The following is a 15,744-nucleotide window of genomic DNA, read 5'->3' as shown; positions in this document are numbered from 1 at the left end:
GGCGGACGGTGGCACTCGCCGGCGTGCGCGGTGAGCCGCGCGACCCTCCGCGCCTCCGCACGCCGCCCACCAGGGCATGGCGGCGACGCTGCGTCACAGCAAGACTCCGGTTCGTAACCACCGGTGCGTACCACCCGTTGGAGGGGGCATGGGCTTCACGATCAGCGGCACCCGCTTCCGTGAGATGCGGTCGGGCCTGACGGGCTTGTCCGGCCTGCCCGGCCTGCCCGGCCTCTCCGGTACGCGGCGGCGCGGCGTGCGCTCCGTGGAGTGCGCCGTGGTGACCGAGTACACCGGCCTGTGCGGCTGGGACGTCGTCCCCGGCGCCCGGGCGGTGTCCGGCCAGTGCTCGTGCGGGGACACCGCGTGCACGGCGCCGGGCGCTCATCCGCTGGCCTTCGCCCCGGTGGTCCCGGCCGGCGCGACGGCCGGCGCGGTCACCGGGGTGTGGTCGCGGTTCCCGGGCGCGGCGCTGCTGCTGCCCGTCGGCCGGAGGTTCGACGTGCTGGAGGTCTCCGAGACGGCCGGCCGCCGGGCGCTGGTCCGGCTCGAACGGATGGGGCTCCCGGTCGGCCCGGTGTGCGCCACCCCGACGGGCCGGGCACAGTTCCTGGTGGCCCCGGGCGCGGCGGCCGGACTGCCCCGGCTGCTCTACCGGATGGGCTGGGACGACGCGGAGCTGGACCTGCGCTGCCTGGGCCCCGGCGCGCACATCACGGCGCCGCCCTCCGACCACGGCGGCCTGGGCCCGGTCCGCTGGCTGCGCCCCCCGACCCCGCACACCGCCGCCGCGCCCCCCCAGGCCCGCCTGCTGCTGGGCACGCTGGCCTACATCTGCCACCGCTCCGTGTCATGACGCGGAGCGGGGCGTGCCGCCGGGCGCCCCGCCGGCCCGGCCCGGCCGGTACCCGGGCGGGCCCGCGCCCACGGGGCAGGGCACTTCGCTGCGTAGGGGTGCCCCGGTACGAGGGGCGCCCCGCCGTCGGCAGGGCGCCCCGCCGGTGTCAGGAGGGGTCGCCGATCAGGGCGTCGACGAAGGCCTCCGGTTCGAAGGGAGCCAGGTCGTCGGGGCCCTCGCCCAGGCCGACCAGCTTCACGGGGACGCCCAGCTCGCGCTGGACGGCGATGACGATGCCGCCCTTGGCCGTGCCGTCCAGCTTGGTCAGCACGATGCCGGTGATGTCGACGACCTCGGCGAAGACCCGGGCCTGGACCAGTCCGTTCTGGCCGGTCGTGGCGTCCAGGACCAGCAGGATCTCGTCCAGCGGGCCGTGCTTCTCCACGACGCGCTTGACCTTGCCGAGCTCGTCCATCAGACCGGTCTTGGTGTGCAGGCGGCCGGCGGTGTCGATGAGCACCACATCGGCGCCCTCGGCGATGCCCTCCTTGACCGCGTCGTAGGCGACCGACGCCGGGTCGCCGCCCTCCGGGCCGCGCACGGTGCGCGCGCCCACCCGCTCGCCCCAGGTCTGGAGCTGGTCGGCGGCGGCCGCGCGGAAGGTGTCCGCCGCGCCGAGGACGACCGAGCGCCCGTCGGCGACCAGGACCCGGGCCAGCTTGCCGGTCGTGGTGGTCTTGCCGGTGCCGTTGACACCGACGACCATCACGACGCCCGGTGTCTCGGTGCCGCTCTCGGTCCGCACCGAGCGGTCGAAGTCCGTGCCGAGCAGGGCGAGCAGTTCCTCGCGCAGCAGCGTGCGCAGCTCCGCGGGGGTGCGGGTGCCGAGGACCCGCACCCGCTCGCGCAGCCGCTCGACGAGCTCCTGGGTGGGGGCGACGCCGACGTCCGCGGTGAGGAGGGTGTCCTCGATCTCCTCCCAGGTGTCCTCGTCGAGGTGCTCGCGGGACAGCAGCGTGAGCAGTCCCTTGCCGAGCGAGTTCTGCGAGCGGGCCAGCCGGGCGCGCAGCCGCACCAGGCGGCCCGCCGTCGGTTCCGGGACCTCGATCTCGGGCTCGGGGGGCGCCGCGACGACCGGGTCCTCGACGGCGGCCGGGGTCTCGACGGCCTCGTCGGCGGTCGGGAGGCCGACCTCCTCGATGGTCCGGCGTGGCTCTTCCCGTGGGGTCTCCGCCTCCTCGCCGACATGCGGCTCGGCGGGCGGAGCGGTGATGGTCGGCGCGCTCGGCGGTGCCTGGTGCGGCGGCAGTTGCTTCTTCCTGCGGCTGCCGACCACGAGGCCGCTGATGGCGCCGATCGCGACCAGGGCGATGACTACAGCAAGGATGACGATTTCCATAACCCGTCCAGTATCGGCCACGACCCTCCGCCCGGGCGGTCGTGGCGGCTCGATGGATCCGCCGAAGGACCTTAGGCCCCTGTTTGGCCCTTTTGAGGGGAACGTACGATGCTGTCAGTCCCCCCTCTCTCCCGCACGGAGCTGATCCATGCCCAACGCCGCCGAGCCCGAAGGCGCGATAGAGACCCGCGGTCTCGAACCCGTCCCCGACACCGAGCGCACCGGACACGTCCGGGAGCTCTTCCCGACCTGGGTCGCGGCGAACATCAGTGTGCTGCTGCTCACCATGGGCGCCGGGCTGATCGTCTCCAACGGCCTGAACTTCTGGCAGGTGCTGGTCGTCGCGATCACCGCGCCGGTCCTCTCGTACGGCATCGTCGGTCTGATCTCCATCGCGGGCAAGCGCGGGGGCTCACCCGGCATGGCGCTGTCCCGGGCGGTGTTCGGGCAGCGCGGCAACCTCTTCCCCGGCACGCTCATCTGGGTGGCCCGCTGGGGGTGGGAGACGATCAACGCGGTCACGGGCGCGTACGCCGTGCTGACCGTGCTGGACCTGCTCTTCGGGGTGAAGAGCAGCACCGCGCTCATCGTCGTCACCCTGCTGCTCTTCGTGGCGTGCACGTTCCTGGTGTCCGGGTTGGGCATCAACGCCCTGCGGGTGTGCAGCACCTGGTCGACGTACCTCTTCGGTGCCTTCTCCGTCCTCGTCCTGGTGTACCTGGTGGCGAACACCGACTGGGACGCCGTCTTCGCCCGGCCGGCCGGCTCCACCGCGATGATGATCGCCGGCATCGGCACGATCGCGGCGGGCGGTATCAGCTGGGTCCCCTCCGGTCCCGACTTCACCCGCTACCTGCCGCGCACGGCGTCCAGCCGGGCCATGGTCGGCTCCACCGTCGGCGGCGCCGGGATCGTCGTGCTGCCGATGGTGCTGATGGGCGCGGTGATGGCGGTGTCGACGCCGGACCTGGCGTCGGCCCAGGACCCGGTGTCGTTCATCGGTGAGCTGCTGCCGGCCTGGATCTCGGTGCCGTACCTGGTCATCGCGCTGATCGGCATGCTGCTGATCAACTCGATGTCGATGTACTCGGCCGGCTTCACCGCGCAGACGCTGGGCATCAAGGTGCCGCGGGCGTGGGCGGTCAGCGTGAACGCGGTCATCTCGCTGATCTTCGGGTTCCTGCTGATGGTGGTGGCGACCAGCTTCATCGGTTCGTTCATCTCGTTCCTGACGCTGCTGGCGGTGGCCTTCTCCGCGTGGATCGGCGTCTTCGGCGTCGACATGCGGCGCCGGACGTCGTACGACGGTGAGGCGCTGATGGACACCACCCGCACCAGCGCCTACTGGTACCGGGGCGGTTTCGCCTGGCAGGCCATGGTGGCGTGGGGCGCGGCGCTGGTGGTCGGGCTGCTGTTCACCAAGGTCGACTGGTTCGCCGGCCCGCTGGCCGGTTCGTGGATCGGTACGAACGGACTGGGCTGGGCGGTGACGATCCTGGTGGCGGCGGTGCTGTACGCGGTGCTGCCGCGCGGCGCCGCGAGCACGCGGCGGGCCGCCGGGGCCGGGGCCGAAGCCGGGGCCGGGACTGCTGAGGCCGGGGACCACGCGGAGGTCGCGCCGGTCTCCCGCTGACGACGCTGTGCCGAATCCCCCTCCGCCGTGCGTGCCGCACGTGGAGGGGGATTCGCCGTACTGGTCCCGGTGAGGACGCGTACTGCCCCGGCTCGGCCGGGAGGGCCGGGCCGGGGCAGTCCTCGTGGTCGAGGAGAGGGGCAGCGGGGATTAGCCCATCTCCTCCAACGCCTTGCCCTTGGTCTCCTTCACGAACTTGAGCACGAAGGGGATGGAGAGCACGGCGAAGACTGTGTAGATCGTGTACGTCCCGGCCAGGTTCCAGTCCGCCAGGGACGGGAAGCTCGCGGTAATGGCCCAGTTGGCGATCCACTGGGCGCAGGCGGCGACGCCCAGCGCGGCGGCGCGGATGCGGTTGGGGAACATCTCGCCCAGGAAGACCCAGACCACCACGCCCCAGGAGAGGGCGAAGAAGAGCACGAAGACGTGGGCGGCGATCAGGGCGACGATGCCCTGGGTGGTGGGCAGCTTGCCGCCGACGAGGTCGGCGGAGAAGGCCCAGGCCTCCAGCGCCAGGGCGATGGCCATGCCGGCGGAGCCGACGAGGGCCAGCGGCCTGCGGCCCACCCGGTCGACCAGGATCATCGCGATCAGGGTGCCGACGATGTTGATGATCGACGTGGTGAACGAGTAGAAGAACGAGCTCGACGGGTTGACGCCCACCGACTGCCAGAGCGTCGACGAGTAGTAGAACGCCACGTTGATGCCGACGAGCTGCTGGAACACCGACAGGCCGATACCCACCCAGACGATCGGCAGGAAGCCGAAGCGGCTGCCGAGCAGGTCCCGGAAGCTGGACTTGTGCTCGCGGTGCATCGCCGTCTCGATCTCGGCGACCCGCGCGTCGAGGTCCACCCCGTGGCCCTCGACCTCGGCGAGGACCTCCTTGGCCCTGTCGTGGCGGCCGACGGAGATCAGGAAGCGCGGCGACTCGGGGATCGCGAAGGAGAGCAGGCCGTACAGCACGGCCGGGACCACCATGACGCCGAGCATCCACTGCCAGGCCTCCAGGCCGGCGATCTCACCGCGCTGGTCGCCGTCGGCGAGGTTCAGGATGGCCCAGTTGACCAGCTGGGAGACGGCGATACCGACGACGATCGCGGCCTGCTGGAAGGAGCCGAGCCGGCCGCGGTAGGCGGCCGGGGCGACCTCGGCGATGTACGCCGGGCCGATCACCGAGGCCATGCCGATGGCGAAGCCGCCGACCACCCGCCACAGGGCCAGGTCCCACAGCGCGAACGGGAGTGCCGAGCCGACGGCGCTGATGGTGAAGAGGACGGCGGCGATCTGCATGCAGCGGATGCGGCCGATGCGGTCAGCGATCCGGCCGGCGGTCGCGGCGCCGATGGCGCAGCCGATCAGCGCGATGGCGATGACCTGGGCGAGGGTGCCGGAACCGATCTCGTACCGGTGCCTGATCGCCTCGACCGCGCCGTTGATCACGGAGCTGTCGTAGCCGAAGAGGAAACCGCCCATGGCGGCGGCCGCCGTGATGAAGATGACATGCCCGAGGTGGTCGGGGTGGGCCTCTCGGGCTCCCGACGCCGGTGGCTGCGCGGTGCTGGTCACGTGAACTCCTGGTACCCGGCAACGTCGCCGGGCATGGGGGGCGAGCCCTTCCAGTGGCGCACAACATCAGGCCGCCCACCACTTGAAGGTAAAAGCAACGTTGCAGAGACTATGCCTTCAAGTTTCTAAGTCAAGAGTCTTCAGTCCCCCAATCCGAGCGCACGGCGTGGTGCCTTGCATTCAGGACTTGAAGCATTACGGGGTGTGGTCAGCGGAGACGCTGACTGATGACCTTCGAGACGCCGTCCCCCTGCATCGAGACGCCGTACAGGGCGTCGGCGACCTCCATGGTCCGCTTCTGGTGGGTGATCACGATCAGCTGGGAACTCTCCTGGAGCTCCCGCATGATCCGGATCAACCGCTGGAGATTGGTGTCGTCCAGCGCCGCCTCGACCTCGTCCATCACATAGAACGGACTCGGCCGGGCCTTGAAGATCGACACCAGCAGCGCGACCGCCGTCAGCGACCGCTCCCCGCCGGACAGCAGGGACAGGCGCTTCACCCTCTTCCCCGGCGGACGTGCCTCGACGTCCACACCCGTGGTGAGCATGTTGTCCGGGTCGGTCAGCACCAGCCTGCCCTCGCCGCCGGGGAAGAGCCGCGAGAAGACACCCTCGAACTCCCGGGCCGTGTCCCGGTACGCCTCCGTGAAGACCTGCTCGACGCGTTGGTCCACCTCCCTGACGACCTGAAGCAGGTCGGCCCGCGTCTTCTTCAGGTCTTCGAGCTGCTCGGAGAGGAAGTGGTGACGTTCCTCCAGCGCCGCGTACTCCTCCAGCGCCAGCGGGTTCACCTTCCCGAGCCGCTGGTACGCCCGTTCGGCCGACCTCAGCCGTTTTTCCTGTTCCGCGCGGACGAAACGCCGTGGCTGATGGCGGGGGTGCCCGGGGTCCTCGGGCAGTTCCTCGTCCTCGGCCGGCACGGAGGGCGGCACCGGCTGGTCGGGCCCGTACTCGGCGACCAGCGCGGCCGGCTCGACCCCCAGTTCCTCCAGGGCGCGGGTCTGGAGCTGTTCGATCCGCAGGCGCTTCTCGGCGCCCAGGACCTCACCCCGGTGCACCGAGTCGGTCAGCTTGTCGAGCTCGTCCTTCAGCTCCCGGCCCCGCGCGCGGGCGGCGGCCAGCTCCCGCTCGCCGGCCTCCTTGGCGCTCTCGGCGGCGGCCCGTTCCCGTTCCGCGCGGACCAGGGAGACCTCCACGTGCGCCAGGAGCTGGCGGGCGCCGGACGCCACCGCGGTGGCGACCCCGGCCTCGTGACGCAGCCGGGCCCGGCGCCGCTCGGCACGGGCACGGGCCTCTCGCTCGGCCCGGGCGGCCCGGTCCAGGGAGTCGGCCCGGCCCGCGAGTCCCTTGGCGCGCTCCTCGTGGGTGCGCGCCTGGAGGCGGGCCTCCATCTCGGTCTGCCGGGCGTTGGCGCCGTCCGCGGCGAGCCGGTCCCGCACCGAGGTGTCGGGCTCTTCGTCGGCGGGCGCCTCCTCGGCCACCAGCAGCCGCTCGGTCAGCTCCTCGGCCTCCTCGGTGGCCCGTTCCAGCGCCTTCCGGGCGCGGGCCACGGCCGCCGCGGTGCGCTCCGCCTCGCCCGCCGCGCCCCTGGCCTGTCCGGCGAGCCGCCCCAGCGACTGGGCGACGGACGACTTCTCACGGTCGGCCGCCCGGCGCCGCTCGGCCAGCTCCTCGACCCGCTGGGCACAGGCGCGGTGCCGCTCGGCGGCCTCCCGCTGCTCCTCGGCGAGTTCCCCGCACCGCACGGCCAGCGCGGCCAGGTCCGCGGCCGCCTCGTCGACGGACGCCCGCACCTCCAGCAGGCTGGGCGCGCCGGCCGACCCGCCCTGCGCGAAGTGGGCACCGAGCACGTCGCCCTCGGCGGTGACGGCGGTCAGCCCGGGCCGGGCGTACACCAGGTCCTCGGCCGCCTCCAGGGTGGCGACCACCACGACGCCCCGCAGCAGGCGCCGCGCGGCCGGCATCAGCTCGTCGGGCCCCCGCACCAGGTCCACCGCCCAGGTGGCTCCGGCCGGTGCCTCCTCCGCGCGCTCCGGGGCCCGCACCGGCTCCGGGGCACCGCCCAGGAGCAGTGCGGCGCGGCCCGCATCCTGCTTGCGCAGCAGGCGGATCGCCCCGGCGGCGGTGGCCGGGTCCCGCACCGCGACCGCGTCGGCCGCCGCGCCCAGGGCCGCCGCCACCGCCACCTCGTGCCCGGGGGCCACGGTGAGCAGCTCGGCGACCGGACCCAGCAGGCCGGCCAGGTGGTCGGCGGCGCCCAGCAGCGCGCCCGTACCGTCCTTGCGGCGCAGCCCCAGGGCCAGGGCCTCGTGGCGGGCCCGGGTCGCCGCGCGCTCGCGTTCGGCCGCGGTGGCCGCGTCCCGGGCGGCGGCCAGAGCCGCCTCCGCGTCGGCCAGTTCCCGCCTGGCCGCCTCGTGCCGCTCGGCCAGCTCGGTGTCCCCCGCGTCCAGCCCGTCGACCTCCGCCTTGAGCTGTTCGTACTCCTCCTGCGCGCTGACCGCGCGGGCCCGCGCGTCCTCGTGGGCGGCGGCCAGCCGGTCGATCTCGGCCTGCGCGGACGCCGCCCGGCCGCGCGCGGCGGTCACCTGGCCGCTGAGCCGGACCAGCCCCTCGCGCCGGTCGGCGATGGCCCGGGCGGCGTCCTTGAGGCGGCGCTCCTCGGCGACGAGCGCCCGCTCCAGCTCGGCGCGGTGCGCGACGGTGTCCTCCAGCGCCCGTTCGGCAGCCTCCAGGGCGGCCCGGAGCTCCGCCTCCTGCTCCCGGACCCGGGCGGCCTCGCGTTCCAGGTCCTCGGGGTCCCGGCCGAACCGCTCCTCGGGCTGCTGGGCGGTGGCGCTCTTGACCCGCGCGTCGGCGAGCGAGACCGTGCCGCGCACCCGCTCGGCGAGCTGGGACAGCTCGTACCAGGTCTGCTGCGCCCGCGCGAGCCCGGGGGCGAGCCGTCGCACCCGCTCCTCCAGCTCCGCCTCACGTCCGAGCGCCGTGCCGAGCTCCGCCTCGGTGTGCTCCTTGCGCTCCTTGAGGGCGGTCTCGTCGGCGATCTCCGCGCGCAGCGCTTCCTGGAGTCGTACGAGGTCGTCGGCGAGCAGCCGCAGCCGGGCGTCGCGCAGGTCGGCCTGGATGACGGCGGCCCGCCGCGCCACGGCGGCCTGCCGGCCGAGCGGCTTGAGCCGGCGGCGCAGCTCGTCGGTGAGGTCCTGCACCCGCGCCAGGTTGGCCCGCATCGCGTCCAGCTTCCGCAGCGCCTTCTCCTTGCGCCTGCGGTGCTTGAGGACGCCGGCGGCCTCCTCGATGAAGGCCCGGCGGCCCATGGGGTCGGCGTGCAGCACGGAGTCGAGCTGGCCCTGCCCGACGATGACGTGCATCTCGCGGCCGATGCCGGAGTCGCTCAGCAGCTCCTGGATGTCCAGCAGGCGGCAGGCGTCGCCGTTGAGCCGGTACTCGCTGCCACCGTTGCGGAACATCGTCCGCGTGATGGTGACCTCGGCGTACTCGATGGGCAGCGCGCCGTCGGAGTTGTCGATGGTCAGGGAGACCTCGGCGCGGCCGAGCGGCGGCCGGCCGGTCGTCCCGGCGAAGATGACGTCCTCCATCTTGCCGCCGCGCAGCGACTTGGCACCCTGCTCCCCCATGACCCAGGACAGCGCGTCCACCACATTGGACTTGCCCGAGCCGTTCGGCCCCACGACACAGGTGATGCCCGGCTCGAACCGGAGAGTGGTGGCGGAGGCGAACGACTTGAAACCACGCAGGGTCAGGGCCTTGAGGTGCACGGCCCCGGACTCTACCCGTCACCCTTCGTTTGACCCATGAACGCGCAGGGCACACCACTGCGTAACGAGAGATCACGACGGGGCCCCGGGGGAGCCGGGCTGAGCGGCCCGCGAGGGGCGGCGGGAACCGGGCGGCGAATCCCCGGGGGGCAGGAGAAGAGCGGCGAAGCCCCGGGGCGAAGAAGAGGGGCAAAGAAGAAGGGACGCCGAAGCGTCCCTTGCATATCTCGGAGATCGTTTCTCACCCTGCCCGCACGGGCCGGAACCCGGCGCGGGCCTTGACCGGACGGGCTGGGTCAGGTGAGCGCAGGCTCCGCCTTGGGTACGTCGATGTCGATGCCGTCGAGCAGCTCGCTGTGTGCGGCGGCAGCGCTGAGCGCGTCGTTCTCGGACTGGATCCGTACCAGCTCGGACTCCAGATCCTGGACGCGCTGCTGAAGCCGTCGCATCTCGGCGAGAAGCCGCGGGTCGGAACCGCCGACATAACCGAGAAGCGCCTTTGCCATGATGGATGGTCCTCCACAATGAGTGACCGACCGATGCGGTGTGGGTCGTGAGTGTTGGCACCCGCGTGCCTGGCAGTGGGGTGGTGCCGCTGCGGTTCTCCACTGCCAAACAGCCGGGGTGCGCGGGGCTTCCAGAGTCTCACCAAAAAGTTTGACGGTCAACACGATCACGCCCCGTATCAAGGGGCAACCGGGGGCTGCGGCCGCTGAACAGTGCGGCGGCGCCTCGCGCGCGGTGCCCGGAGGGGCGTGGGGATCATCGCTACCTCCGCAGCCTTCCACGACACCCTGCTCTTGGCAACCAGCAGGTCTTTTCTGCCTCCAGCACATGCCAGCGGCATGACCGAGGGCACGTGGCGACGGGTCCGTTCCGGCGCCACGTACAAGATCATCAGCGGATCGCGAAGCCGTCGTAGCCGCCGCGCGGGGTGCCCCAGATCTCCGTGACTCCGTCGACGCGTCCGGGTGTGTCGCCGGAGCGAAGCCACTCCAGCAAACGGTGGCAATTCTCACTCGGGCCTTCGGCCACCACCTGCACCCTGCCGTCGCCAAGATTGAGGGCGAAGCCGGTGAGGCCCCCGATCTCCAAAGCGTTTGCCCTGGTGAACCAGCGGAAGCCCACTCCCTGTACCTGGCCGCGTACCCAGGCGGTCAGCCGTGCGTCGTCGTTCATGGCCGAACGCTAACCGGCCAAAAGCTCATCGAGCACTTCTCCCCCAAACCTCATGGCGTACAGTCCCGACGCAATGAGCCTCACCCGTACGGGTGAGGCAATTGAGCCACATTGACCACAGGGACCATGAGGAAGGCAGAGCAGATGGGACGCCATCGTCGCTCCGGCGGGAAGAACCGGGCCACGGTGCCCGTACGCACCGGACTGCTCGGCGCCTCCGCCGCGATGGCGGTCGGTGCTGTCGCGGTCGCCTCGGGCCTGCTGCCCGGCGGCGACACCTTCAAGCTCGGCGGCGGCACGTCCGAGGAGCGCATACACGCCGGCGGCGGCGCCTCCGAGCTCCGGACCCAGGGCGGGGCGTCGGCCACTCCGACCGTCCGCCCGACGGCGGTCCCCCCGCCGGCGAGCCGCAGCGCCGAGGCGCCGAAGGCCCCCGCGAGACGTGCCTCCCCCACCCCGGCCAAGCCGTCCTCCGCGGCGCCGACGCCGTCCGAGGCACCGGCGCCGGCCAAGTCCCGGAGCGCCGCACCCTCCCGGACCGCGACGGCACCGCCCCCGAAGGCTCCCGAGAAGGCCGCCGACAAGCCCACCGACAGGGCCACCGGCGGCGCCCAGCCGCCGGCCGCGGCCGGGAGCGGGACCGGGACCGGCGCCGCGGGCACCGGCAGGGAGGAGGCGGCCGAGGCCGCGGTCCTCGGCCTGGTGAACGCCGAGCGCGCCAAGGTGGGCTGCAGCCCGGTGCAGGCCTCCCGCTCGCTGGCCGCGCTGGCCGGGGCGTTCAGCGCCGACATGGCCCGGCGCGACTTCTTCTCGCACACCGATCCGGACGGCGACAGCCCCTGGGACCGCGCCGAGCAGGCGGGCGTGAAGGACCTGGGCGGCGAGAACATCGCCCGCGGCCAGGCGGACGCCCGAGCGGTGATGGAGTCGTGGATGAACAGCGACGGCCACCGCGCCAACATCCTGAACTGCGACTACACCCGGCTGGGCGTCGGTGTCCACTTCGGTGACGGCGGCCCGTGGTGGACGCAGAACTTCGGCTTCTGACCCCTCCGGCCGGCCCTCGGTCCGCTTCCGGTCCGCCGGCGGCCCCGCAGTACGCTGACGCCATGGATGACGTTCCGGCGTTCGACGTGTTCTCGCGGGCGTGCCCCTCGCGCGGCACTCTGGAGCATGTGACGGGCCGCTGGGGCGGTCTGACCCTGGGCGCGCTGTACGAGGGCGGCTTCCGGTTCAACGAGCTGCGGCGCCGGGTGGACGGGGTCAGCGAGAAGATGCTCGCCCAGACGCTGCACGCCCTGGAGCGGGACGGCCTGGTGCGCCGGGAGGCCCAGCCGGTCAACCCGCCGCGCGTCGACTACGAACTGACCCCGCTCGGGCGGGACGTCGCCGAGCGGCTGCTCGGGCTGATCGAGCTGCTGGAGGGCCGGATGCCGGAGGTCCTCGCGGCGCGGGAGCGGTACGAGGCGCGCGGGCGCGACGGTCAGGAGGCGCGCGGCGGGCGCTGACAGCGCGGGCAGAAGTAGCTGGACCGGTTCATCCAGGGACGCCGGCGCATCGGGGTGCCGCAGCGGCGGCAGGCCTCGCCCTCGCGGCCGTAGGCGTCCAGGGACCGGTCGAAGTAGCCCGATTCGCCGTTGACGTTGACGTACAGGCTGTCGAAGCTGGTGCCGCCGACCGCCAGAGCGGCCGTCATCACGTCCCGTACGTGGCCGAGCAGCTCGGTGGAGCGGGGGCGGGTGAGGGTGGCGGTGGGCCGGTCGTAGTGCAGCCGGGCCCGCCAGAGCGCCTCGTCCGCGTAGATGTTGCCGACGCCGCTGATCAGGGACTGGTCGAGCAGGGCCCGCTTGATCGTCGTACGGCGAAGACGCAGCGCGGTGTGGAACGCCATGTCGTCGAAGGCCGGGTCGAGCGGGTCGCGGGCGATGTGCGCGATGGCCAGGGGCAGTCCGTCGGCGGTGTTCTCGTGCAGGGACAGCCCGCCGAAGGTCCGCTGGTCCACGAAGCGCAGTTCGGTGCCGAGGGTGTCGTCGAACCTGATCCGGATCCGCAGGTGCTTCTCGTCCGGGGCCTGCTCGGGCTGGACGAGGAGCTGGCCGCTCATGCCGAGGTGACCGAGGACCGAGGCGCCGGTGTCCGCCAGCGGCAGCCACAGGTACTTGCCGCGCCGCTGGGCGACGCCGACGCGGTGCCCCTCCAGGCGGGCCGCGAAGTCGTCACTTCCGGCCAGGTGGCGGCGGACCGCTCGGGGGTGCAGGACCTCGACCGAGGCGACGGTCCGCCCGCTGACCCAGCGTTCCAGGCCGCGCCGTACCACTTCGACCTCGGGCAGCTCGGGCACGGGATTCCTCCGGACGGGGTAAGGGCGACCCGGGCAGCGTACCGCCACGGAAAAGCCCCGCCGCACCGGGATGCGACGGGGCCGGAAGCGCAGCGGTCAGGCCGTGGTGGCCGAGTCCTCCGTGACCTCGGCCGCCTCGGGGGCGACCCCCGCGGCGGCCGTGACGGCCTCCGCGGCCTCCAGGGCCGAAGAGGTGTCGGCGGCCTCTTCGGCTGCGGACTTCGCCGCGGCCTCCCGCTCGTCCGCGGCGGCGCGGATGGCCCGCCAGGCGGACTCCGCGGCCTGCTGCTCCGCTTCCTTCTTGCTGCGGCCGGTGCCGGTGCCGTACGAGACACCACCGACGCGGGCAGCAGCAGTGAAGGTCTTCTCGTGATCCGGTCCGGTCTCGGTGACCAGGTACTCGGGGACACCGAGGCCCTCGGCCGCAGTGAGCTCCTGAAGACTGGTCTTCCAGTCCAGGCCCGCACCGAGGTTCGAGGACTTCTCGATCAGCGGGTCGAAGAGCCGGTGCACCAGCTCGGACGCCGCTTCGAGACCCTGGTCGAGATAGACCGCGCCGATCACCGCTTCAAGGGTGTCGGCGAGGATGGATGCCTTGTCCCGGCCGCCCGTGCCTTCCTCGCCCCGGCCGAGCCGGATGAAGGAGCCCAGGTCGAGGCCGCGCCCCACCTCCGCCAGCGCACGCGAGTTGACCACCGCGGCCCGCAGTTTGGCCAGCTGGCCTTCCGGCAGGTCGGGGTGGGTGCGGTACAGCGTGTCCGTGACCACCAGGCCGAGCACGGAGTCCCCGAGGAACTCCAGACGCTCGTTGGTGGGCAGGCCGCCGTTCTCGTACGCGTAGGAACGGTGGGTCAGCGCACGCACCAGAAGGGCGGTCTCGAGCCGATACCCGAGCCGCCCTTCCAGAAGCGTGTGGGACGAGGCCGTGTTCTCCGCCTGCTTCTTGGCGTCATCCGCCGTTTTGTGGCCAGACACGGTGCCTCTCACCAGCCGCTCAGACCTCGAGGACCTGGCGCTTGTTGTACGTGCCGCAGCTGGGGCACGCGATGTGCTGCTGCTTCGACTCCTGGCAACGCTCGCACGAAACCAGGGTGGGGACCGCAGCCTTCCACTGCGACCGGCGGTGGCGCGTGTTGCTGCGCGACATCTTCCGCTTCGGAACAGCCACGGCTACTTCTCCTGCTTCTCGTCGACGCCCGCTTCGGCGCCGCTCATGTTGTCCTTCTCGTCGGTCCCGAGTGAACCGGCGAGTCCCTGCAGTGCCGCCCAACGGATGTCGACGGCGTCATGGTGGTGGTCCGGGTCGTCGTTCAGGCTGATCCCGCAGTCGGGACACAGGCCGGCACAGTCCTCCCGGCACACCGGCTGCATCGGCAGTGCGAGCACCACCGCATCACGCAGCACGGGCTCGAGGTCGAACATGCCGTCCTCGAGGGGGGTCACGTCCTCGTCCTCGGCGTCGTCGCCGGGCTCCGCCTGCTTGCTGCGGCCCCGGTCGTCGGCGTCAGGGTACGAGAACATCTCCTGGAAGTCCGCCACGACCTCTCGGCGCAGCGGCTCCAGACACCTTACGCACTCCCCCTCGGCCGACGCACGGGCGGTGCCTGTGACAAGCACCCCTTCCATGACCGACTCAAGACGGAGTTCGAGCTCCACGGGCGAGCCTTCTGGCACGCCGATGACCCCGTCGAGGCCGAGGTCCGCGGGGGCCTCGACCGAGCGGGTCAGCCGCTGGAGGGCACCGGGACGCCGACCCAGCTCGTGCGTGTCGAACACGAGGGGGTTGCGGTGGTCGAGGCGCGTACTCAGGGCTCTTCCTGCTTTCGGATCGTGTGGGGGGCCGCCGCGGTCCGCCGGGGTGGCGGCGGGCAGCCGGGATCGCGGACGTACTCGCGACCGAAGAGCCAGGATACTGGACGCTTCGCCCAGGGCCCAATCCGGGCCGGTCAGCGCCCCTGCTCGTAGCGGCGCAGCTGGTCCAGGTCGATCATGCTGGTGTCGAAGAAGCTGGTCTCGTCCAGCGCGGCGGCCGGCTGGGCCTGCTGCTGGTCGTGGGCCTGCCGCTGGTCGTGGGCCTGGGGCTGCTGGTAGGCGTACGGGTCGGGCTGCTGGGGGTAGCCCTGGCTGTCGTAGGCCGGCTGCTGGTAGGCGTAGGGGTCCTGCTGGTAGGCGTAGGCGTCCTGGCCGTGCTGGGGCTGGGCCTGCGGCTCGTAGCCGTACGGGTCCGGCGCCTGGGCCGGGACCTGCGCGGGCTGCTGCACCGGCTCCGGGTCGGCGAGCTCGGCGAGGCCCGCCAGGTAGTCGGCGTCACTGGTGTGCCGCTGCTGCGGTCCGGCCGCGTCCTGGGCCGCCATGTGGGCGCCGAGGTCGTCGGTGGCGATCCGGCCGTGCAGCTTCTGGCGGCCGCGCCCGACCGCGTCCAGCGTCTTGGACAGCACCGCCTCGAAGGCGCCGAGCTTGGCGTCCACGTACTCGTCCGCGCGCCGGACCAGGGTCTGCGGGTCCGCGCTGTACTCGGGGGCGTCCTCGTCGGCGTAGCCGTGCTCGTCCAGACCGGGGCCCCGGCCCAGGAGCTTCTCGCGGCCCCGGTCCACCGAGCCGATGGTCTTGGTGAGGACGACCTCGAAGTTGGCCAGCTTGGAGTCGACGTACTCGTCCGCCTCGGCGCGGATCTCCTCGGCCTCCCGGCGGGCCTCGGCGAGGATGCGGTCGGCCTCCTCCTGGGACCGGCGGGCGACCTGCGTGTCGGAGATCAGCGAGCCCCGCTCGGCGTGGGCGGCCTGGATGATCCGCTCCGCCTCCTGGCGGGCCTGCTCGACCAGCTGCTCCCGGCCGCCGATCAGCTCCTGGGCCTGGGCCAGGGAGCCGGGCAGCGCCCGGCGCACCTCTTCGAGCAGCGCGAGCAGCTCGGCGCGGTTGACCACGCAGGAGGCCGACATGGGCATGGAACGGGCGTTCCTGACCGTCGCGACGATCTCGTCGAGCTTCTTCTGCACGTCCACCGTGTGCT

The 15,744-nt window shown here is 72.6% G+C and carries 14 protein-coding genes; 4 read left to right on the top strand and 10 right to left on the bottom strand.

Annotated features, from left to right (window positions below; all coding sequences use genetic code 11):
• The first annotated feature begins 148 nt into the window (after positions 1-148).
• A complete protein-coding gene (locus AB0H53_RS08385) occupies positions 149-856 on the top strand; it encodes a bifunctional DNA primase/polymerase (protein ID WP_362108855.1) in 708 nt (235 codons plus the stop codon).
• A gap of 148 nt (positions 857-1,004) precedes the next feature.
• Here AB0H53_RS08385 and ftsY read toward each other — a convergent pair whose 3' ends face one another.
• Positions 1,005-2,237, bottom strand: coding sequence for a signal recognition particle-docking protein FtsY (gene ftsY / locus AB0H53_RS08380; RefSeq protein ID WP_362108853.1), 1,233 nt, complete (start codon positions 2,235-2,237; stop codon positions 1,005-1,007).
• Positions 2,238-2,385: 148 nt separating this feature from the next.
• Between ftsY and AB0H53_RS08375 the strand changes: the two genes are divergently transcribed.
• Positions 2,386-3,870, top strand: a complete 1,485-nt coding sequence (locus AB0H53_RS08375) for a cytosine permease (protein WP_362108851.1) — start codon at positions 2,386-2,388, stop codon at positions 3,868-3,870.
• Between the two features lie 150 nt (positions 3,871-4,020).
• Here AB0H53_RS08375 and AB0H53_RS08370 read toward each other — a convergent pair whose 3' ends face one another.
• From AB0H53_RS08370 to AB0H53_RS08355, 4 genes are all read right to left on the bottom strand, one after another.
• Positions 4,021-5,439: a sugar porter family MFS transporter gene (locus AB0H53_RS08370; protein ID WP_362108849.1), complete on the bottom strand. Its 1,419-nt coding sequence runs from the start codon at positions 5,437-5,439 to the stop codon at positions 4,021-4,023.
• Positions 5,440-5,647: 208 nt separating this feature from the next.
• On the bottom strand, positions 5,648-9,214 hold the full coding sequence (gene smc / locus AB0H53_RS08365; RefSeq protein ID WP_362108847.1) for a chromosome segregation protein SMC: 3,567 nt from the start codon (positions 9,212-9,214) through the stop codon (positions 5,648-5,650).
• A 296-nt stretch (positions 9,215-9,510) separates the two neighbouring features.
• Positions 9,511-9,720: a hypothetical protein gene (locus AB0H53_RS08360; protein ID WP_362108845.1), complete on the bottom strand. Its 210-nt coding sequence runs from the start codon at positions 9,718-9,720 to the stop codon at positions 9,511-9,513.
• A 391-nt stretch (positions 9,721-10,111) separates the two neighbouring features.
• Positions 10,112-10,393 (bottom strand): acylphosphatase, encoded by a 282-nt coding sequence (locus AB0H53_RS08355; RefSeq protein ID WP_362108843.1) that lies wholly within the window; start codon positions 10,391-10,393, stop codon positions 10,112-10,114.
• Between the two features lie 144 nt (positions 10,394-10,537).
• Here AB0H53_RS08355 and AB0H53_RS08350 point away from each other — a divergent pair, with 144 nt between their 5' ends.
• Together AB0H53_RS08350 and AB0H53_RS08345 are read left to right on the top strand one after the other, a co-directional pair.
• A complete protein-coding gene (locus tag AB0H53_RS08350; protein WP_362108841.1) occupies positions 10,538-11,440 on the top strand; it encodes a CAP domain-containing protein in 903 nt (300 codons plus the stop codon).
• A gap of 62 nt (positions 11,441-11,502) precedes the next feature.
• Complete coding sequence (locus tag AB0H53_RS08345) at positions 11,503-11,901, top strand: helix-turn-helix domain-containing protein (protein WP_362108839.1); 399 nt, start codon at positions 11,503-11,505, stop codon at positions 11,899-11,901.
• Here AB0H53_RS08345 and mutM read toward each other — a convergent pair.
• The 5 genes from mutM to AB0H53_RS08320 all read right to left on the bottom strand — a co-directional run bounded on the left by mutM (position 11,877) and on the right by AB0H53_RS08320 (position 15,736).
• Positions 11,877-12,734, bottom strand: coding sequence for a bifunctional DNA-formamidopyrimidine glycosylase/DNA-(apurinic or apyrimidinic site) lyase (gene mutM / locus AB0H53_RS08340; protein WP_362108837.1), 858 nt, complete (start codon positions 12,732-12,734; stop codon positions 11,877-11,879). The genes AB0H53_RS08345 and mutM overlap by 25 nt on opposite strands.
• A 96-nt stretch (positions 12,735-12,830) precedes the next feature.
• Complete coding sequence (gene rnc, locus AB0H53_RS08335) at positions 12,831-13,721, bottom strand: ribonuclease III (protein WP_362108835.1); 891 nt, start codon at positions 13,719-13,721, stop codon at positions 12,831-12,833.
• A 7-nt stretch (positions 13,722-13,728) separates the two neighbouring features.
• The gene (gene rpmF / locus AB0H53_RS08330; RefSeq protein WP_362108833.1) at positions 13,729-13,902 is read right to left on the bottom strand and encodes a 50S ribosomal protein L32; all 174 of its coding nucleotides are present in this window, start codon (positions 13,900-13,902) and stop codon (positions 13,729-13,731) included.
• Positions 13,903-13,904: 2 nt separating this feature from the next.
• The gene (locus AB0H53_RS08325; protein ID WP_362108831.1) at positions 13,905-14,510 is read right to left on the bottom strand and encodes a DUF177 domain-containing protein; all 606 of its coding nucleotides are present in this window, start codon (positions 14,508-14,510) and stop codon (positions 13,905-13,907) included.
• A 170-nt stretch (positions 14,511-14,680) separates the two neighbouring features.
• A complete protein-coding gene (locus tag AB0H53_RS08320) occupies positions 14,681-15,736 on the bottom strand; it encodes a cell division initiation protein (RefSeq protein ID WP_362108829.1) in 1,056 nt (351 codons plus the stop codon).
• Between the last annotated feature and the right edge of the window lie 8 nt (positions 15,737-15,744).

The sequence above is a fragment of the Streptomyces sp. NPDC050856 genome (assembly GCF_040653855.1).
In the GTDB taxonomy this organism is placed as follows: Bacteria; Actinomycetota; Actinomycetes; order Streptomycetales; family Streptomycetaceae; genus Streptomyces.
This window is presented reverse-complemented; position numbering and strand designations above follow the sequence as displayed.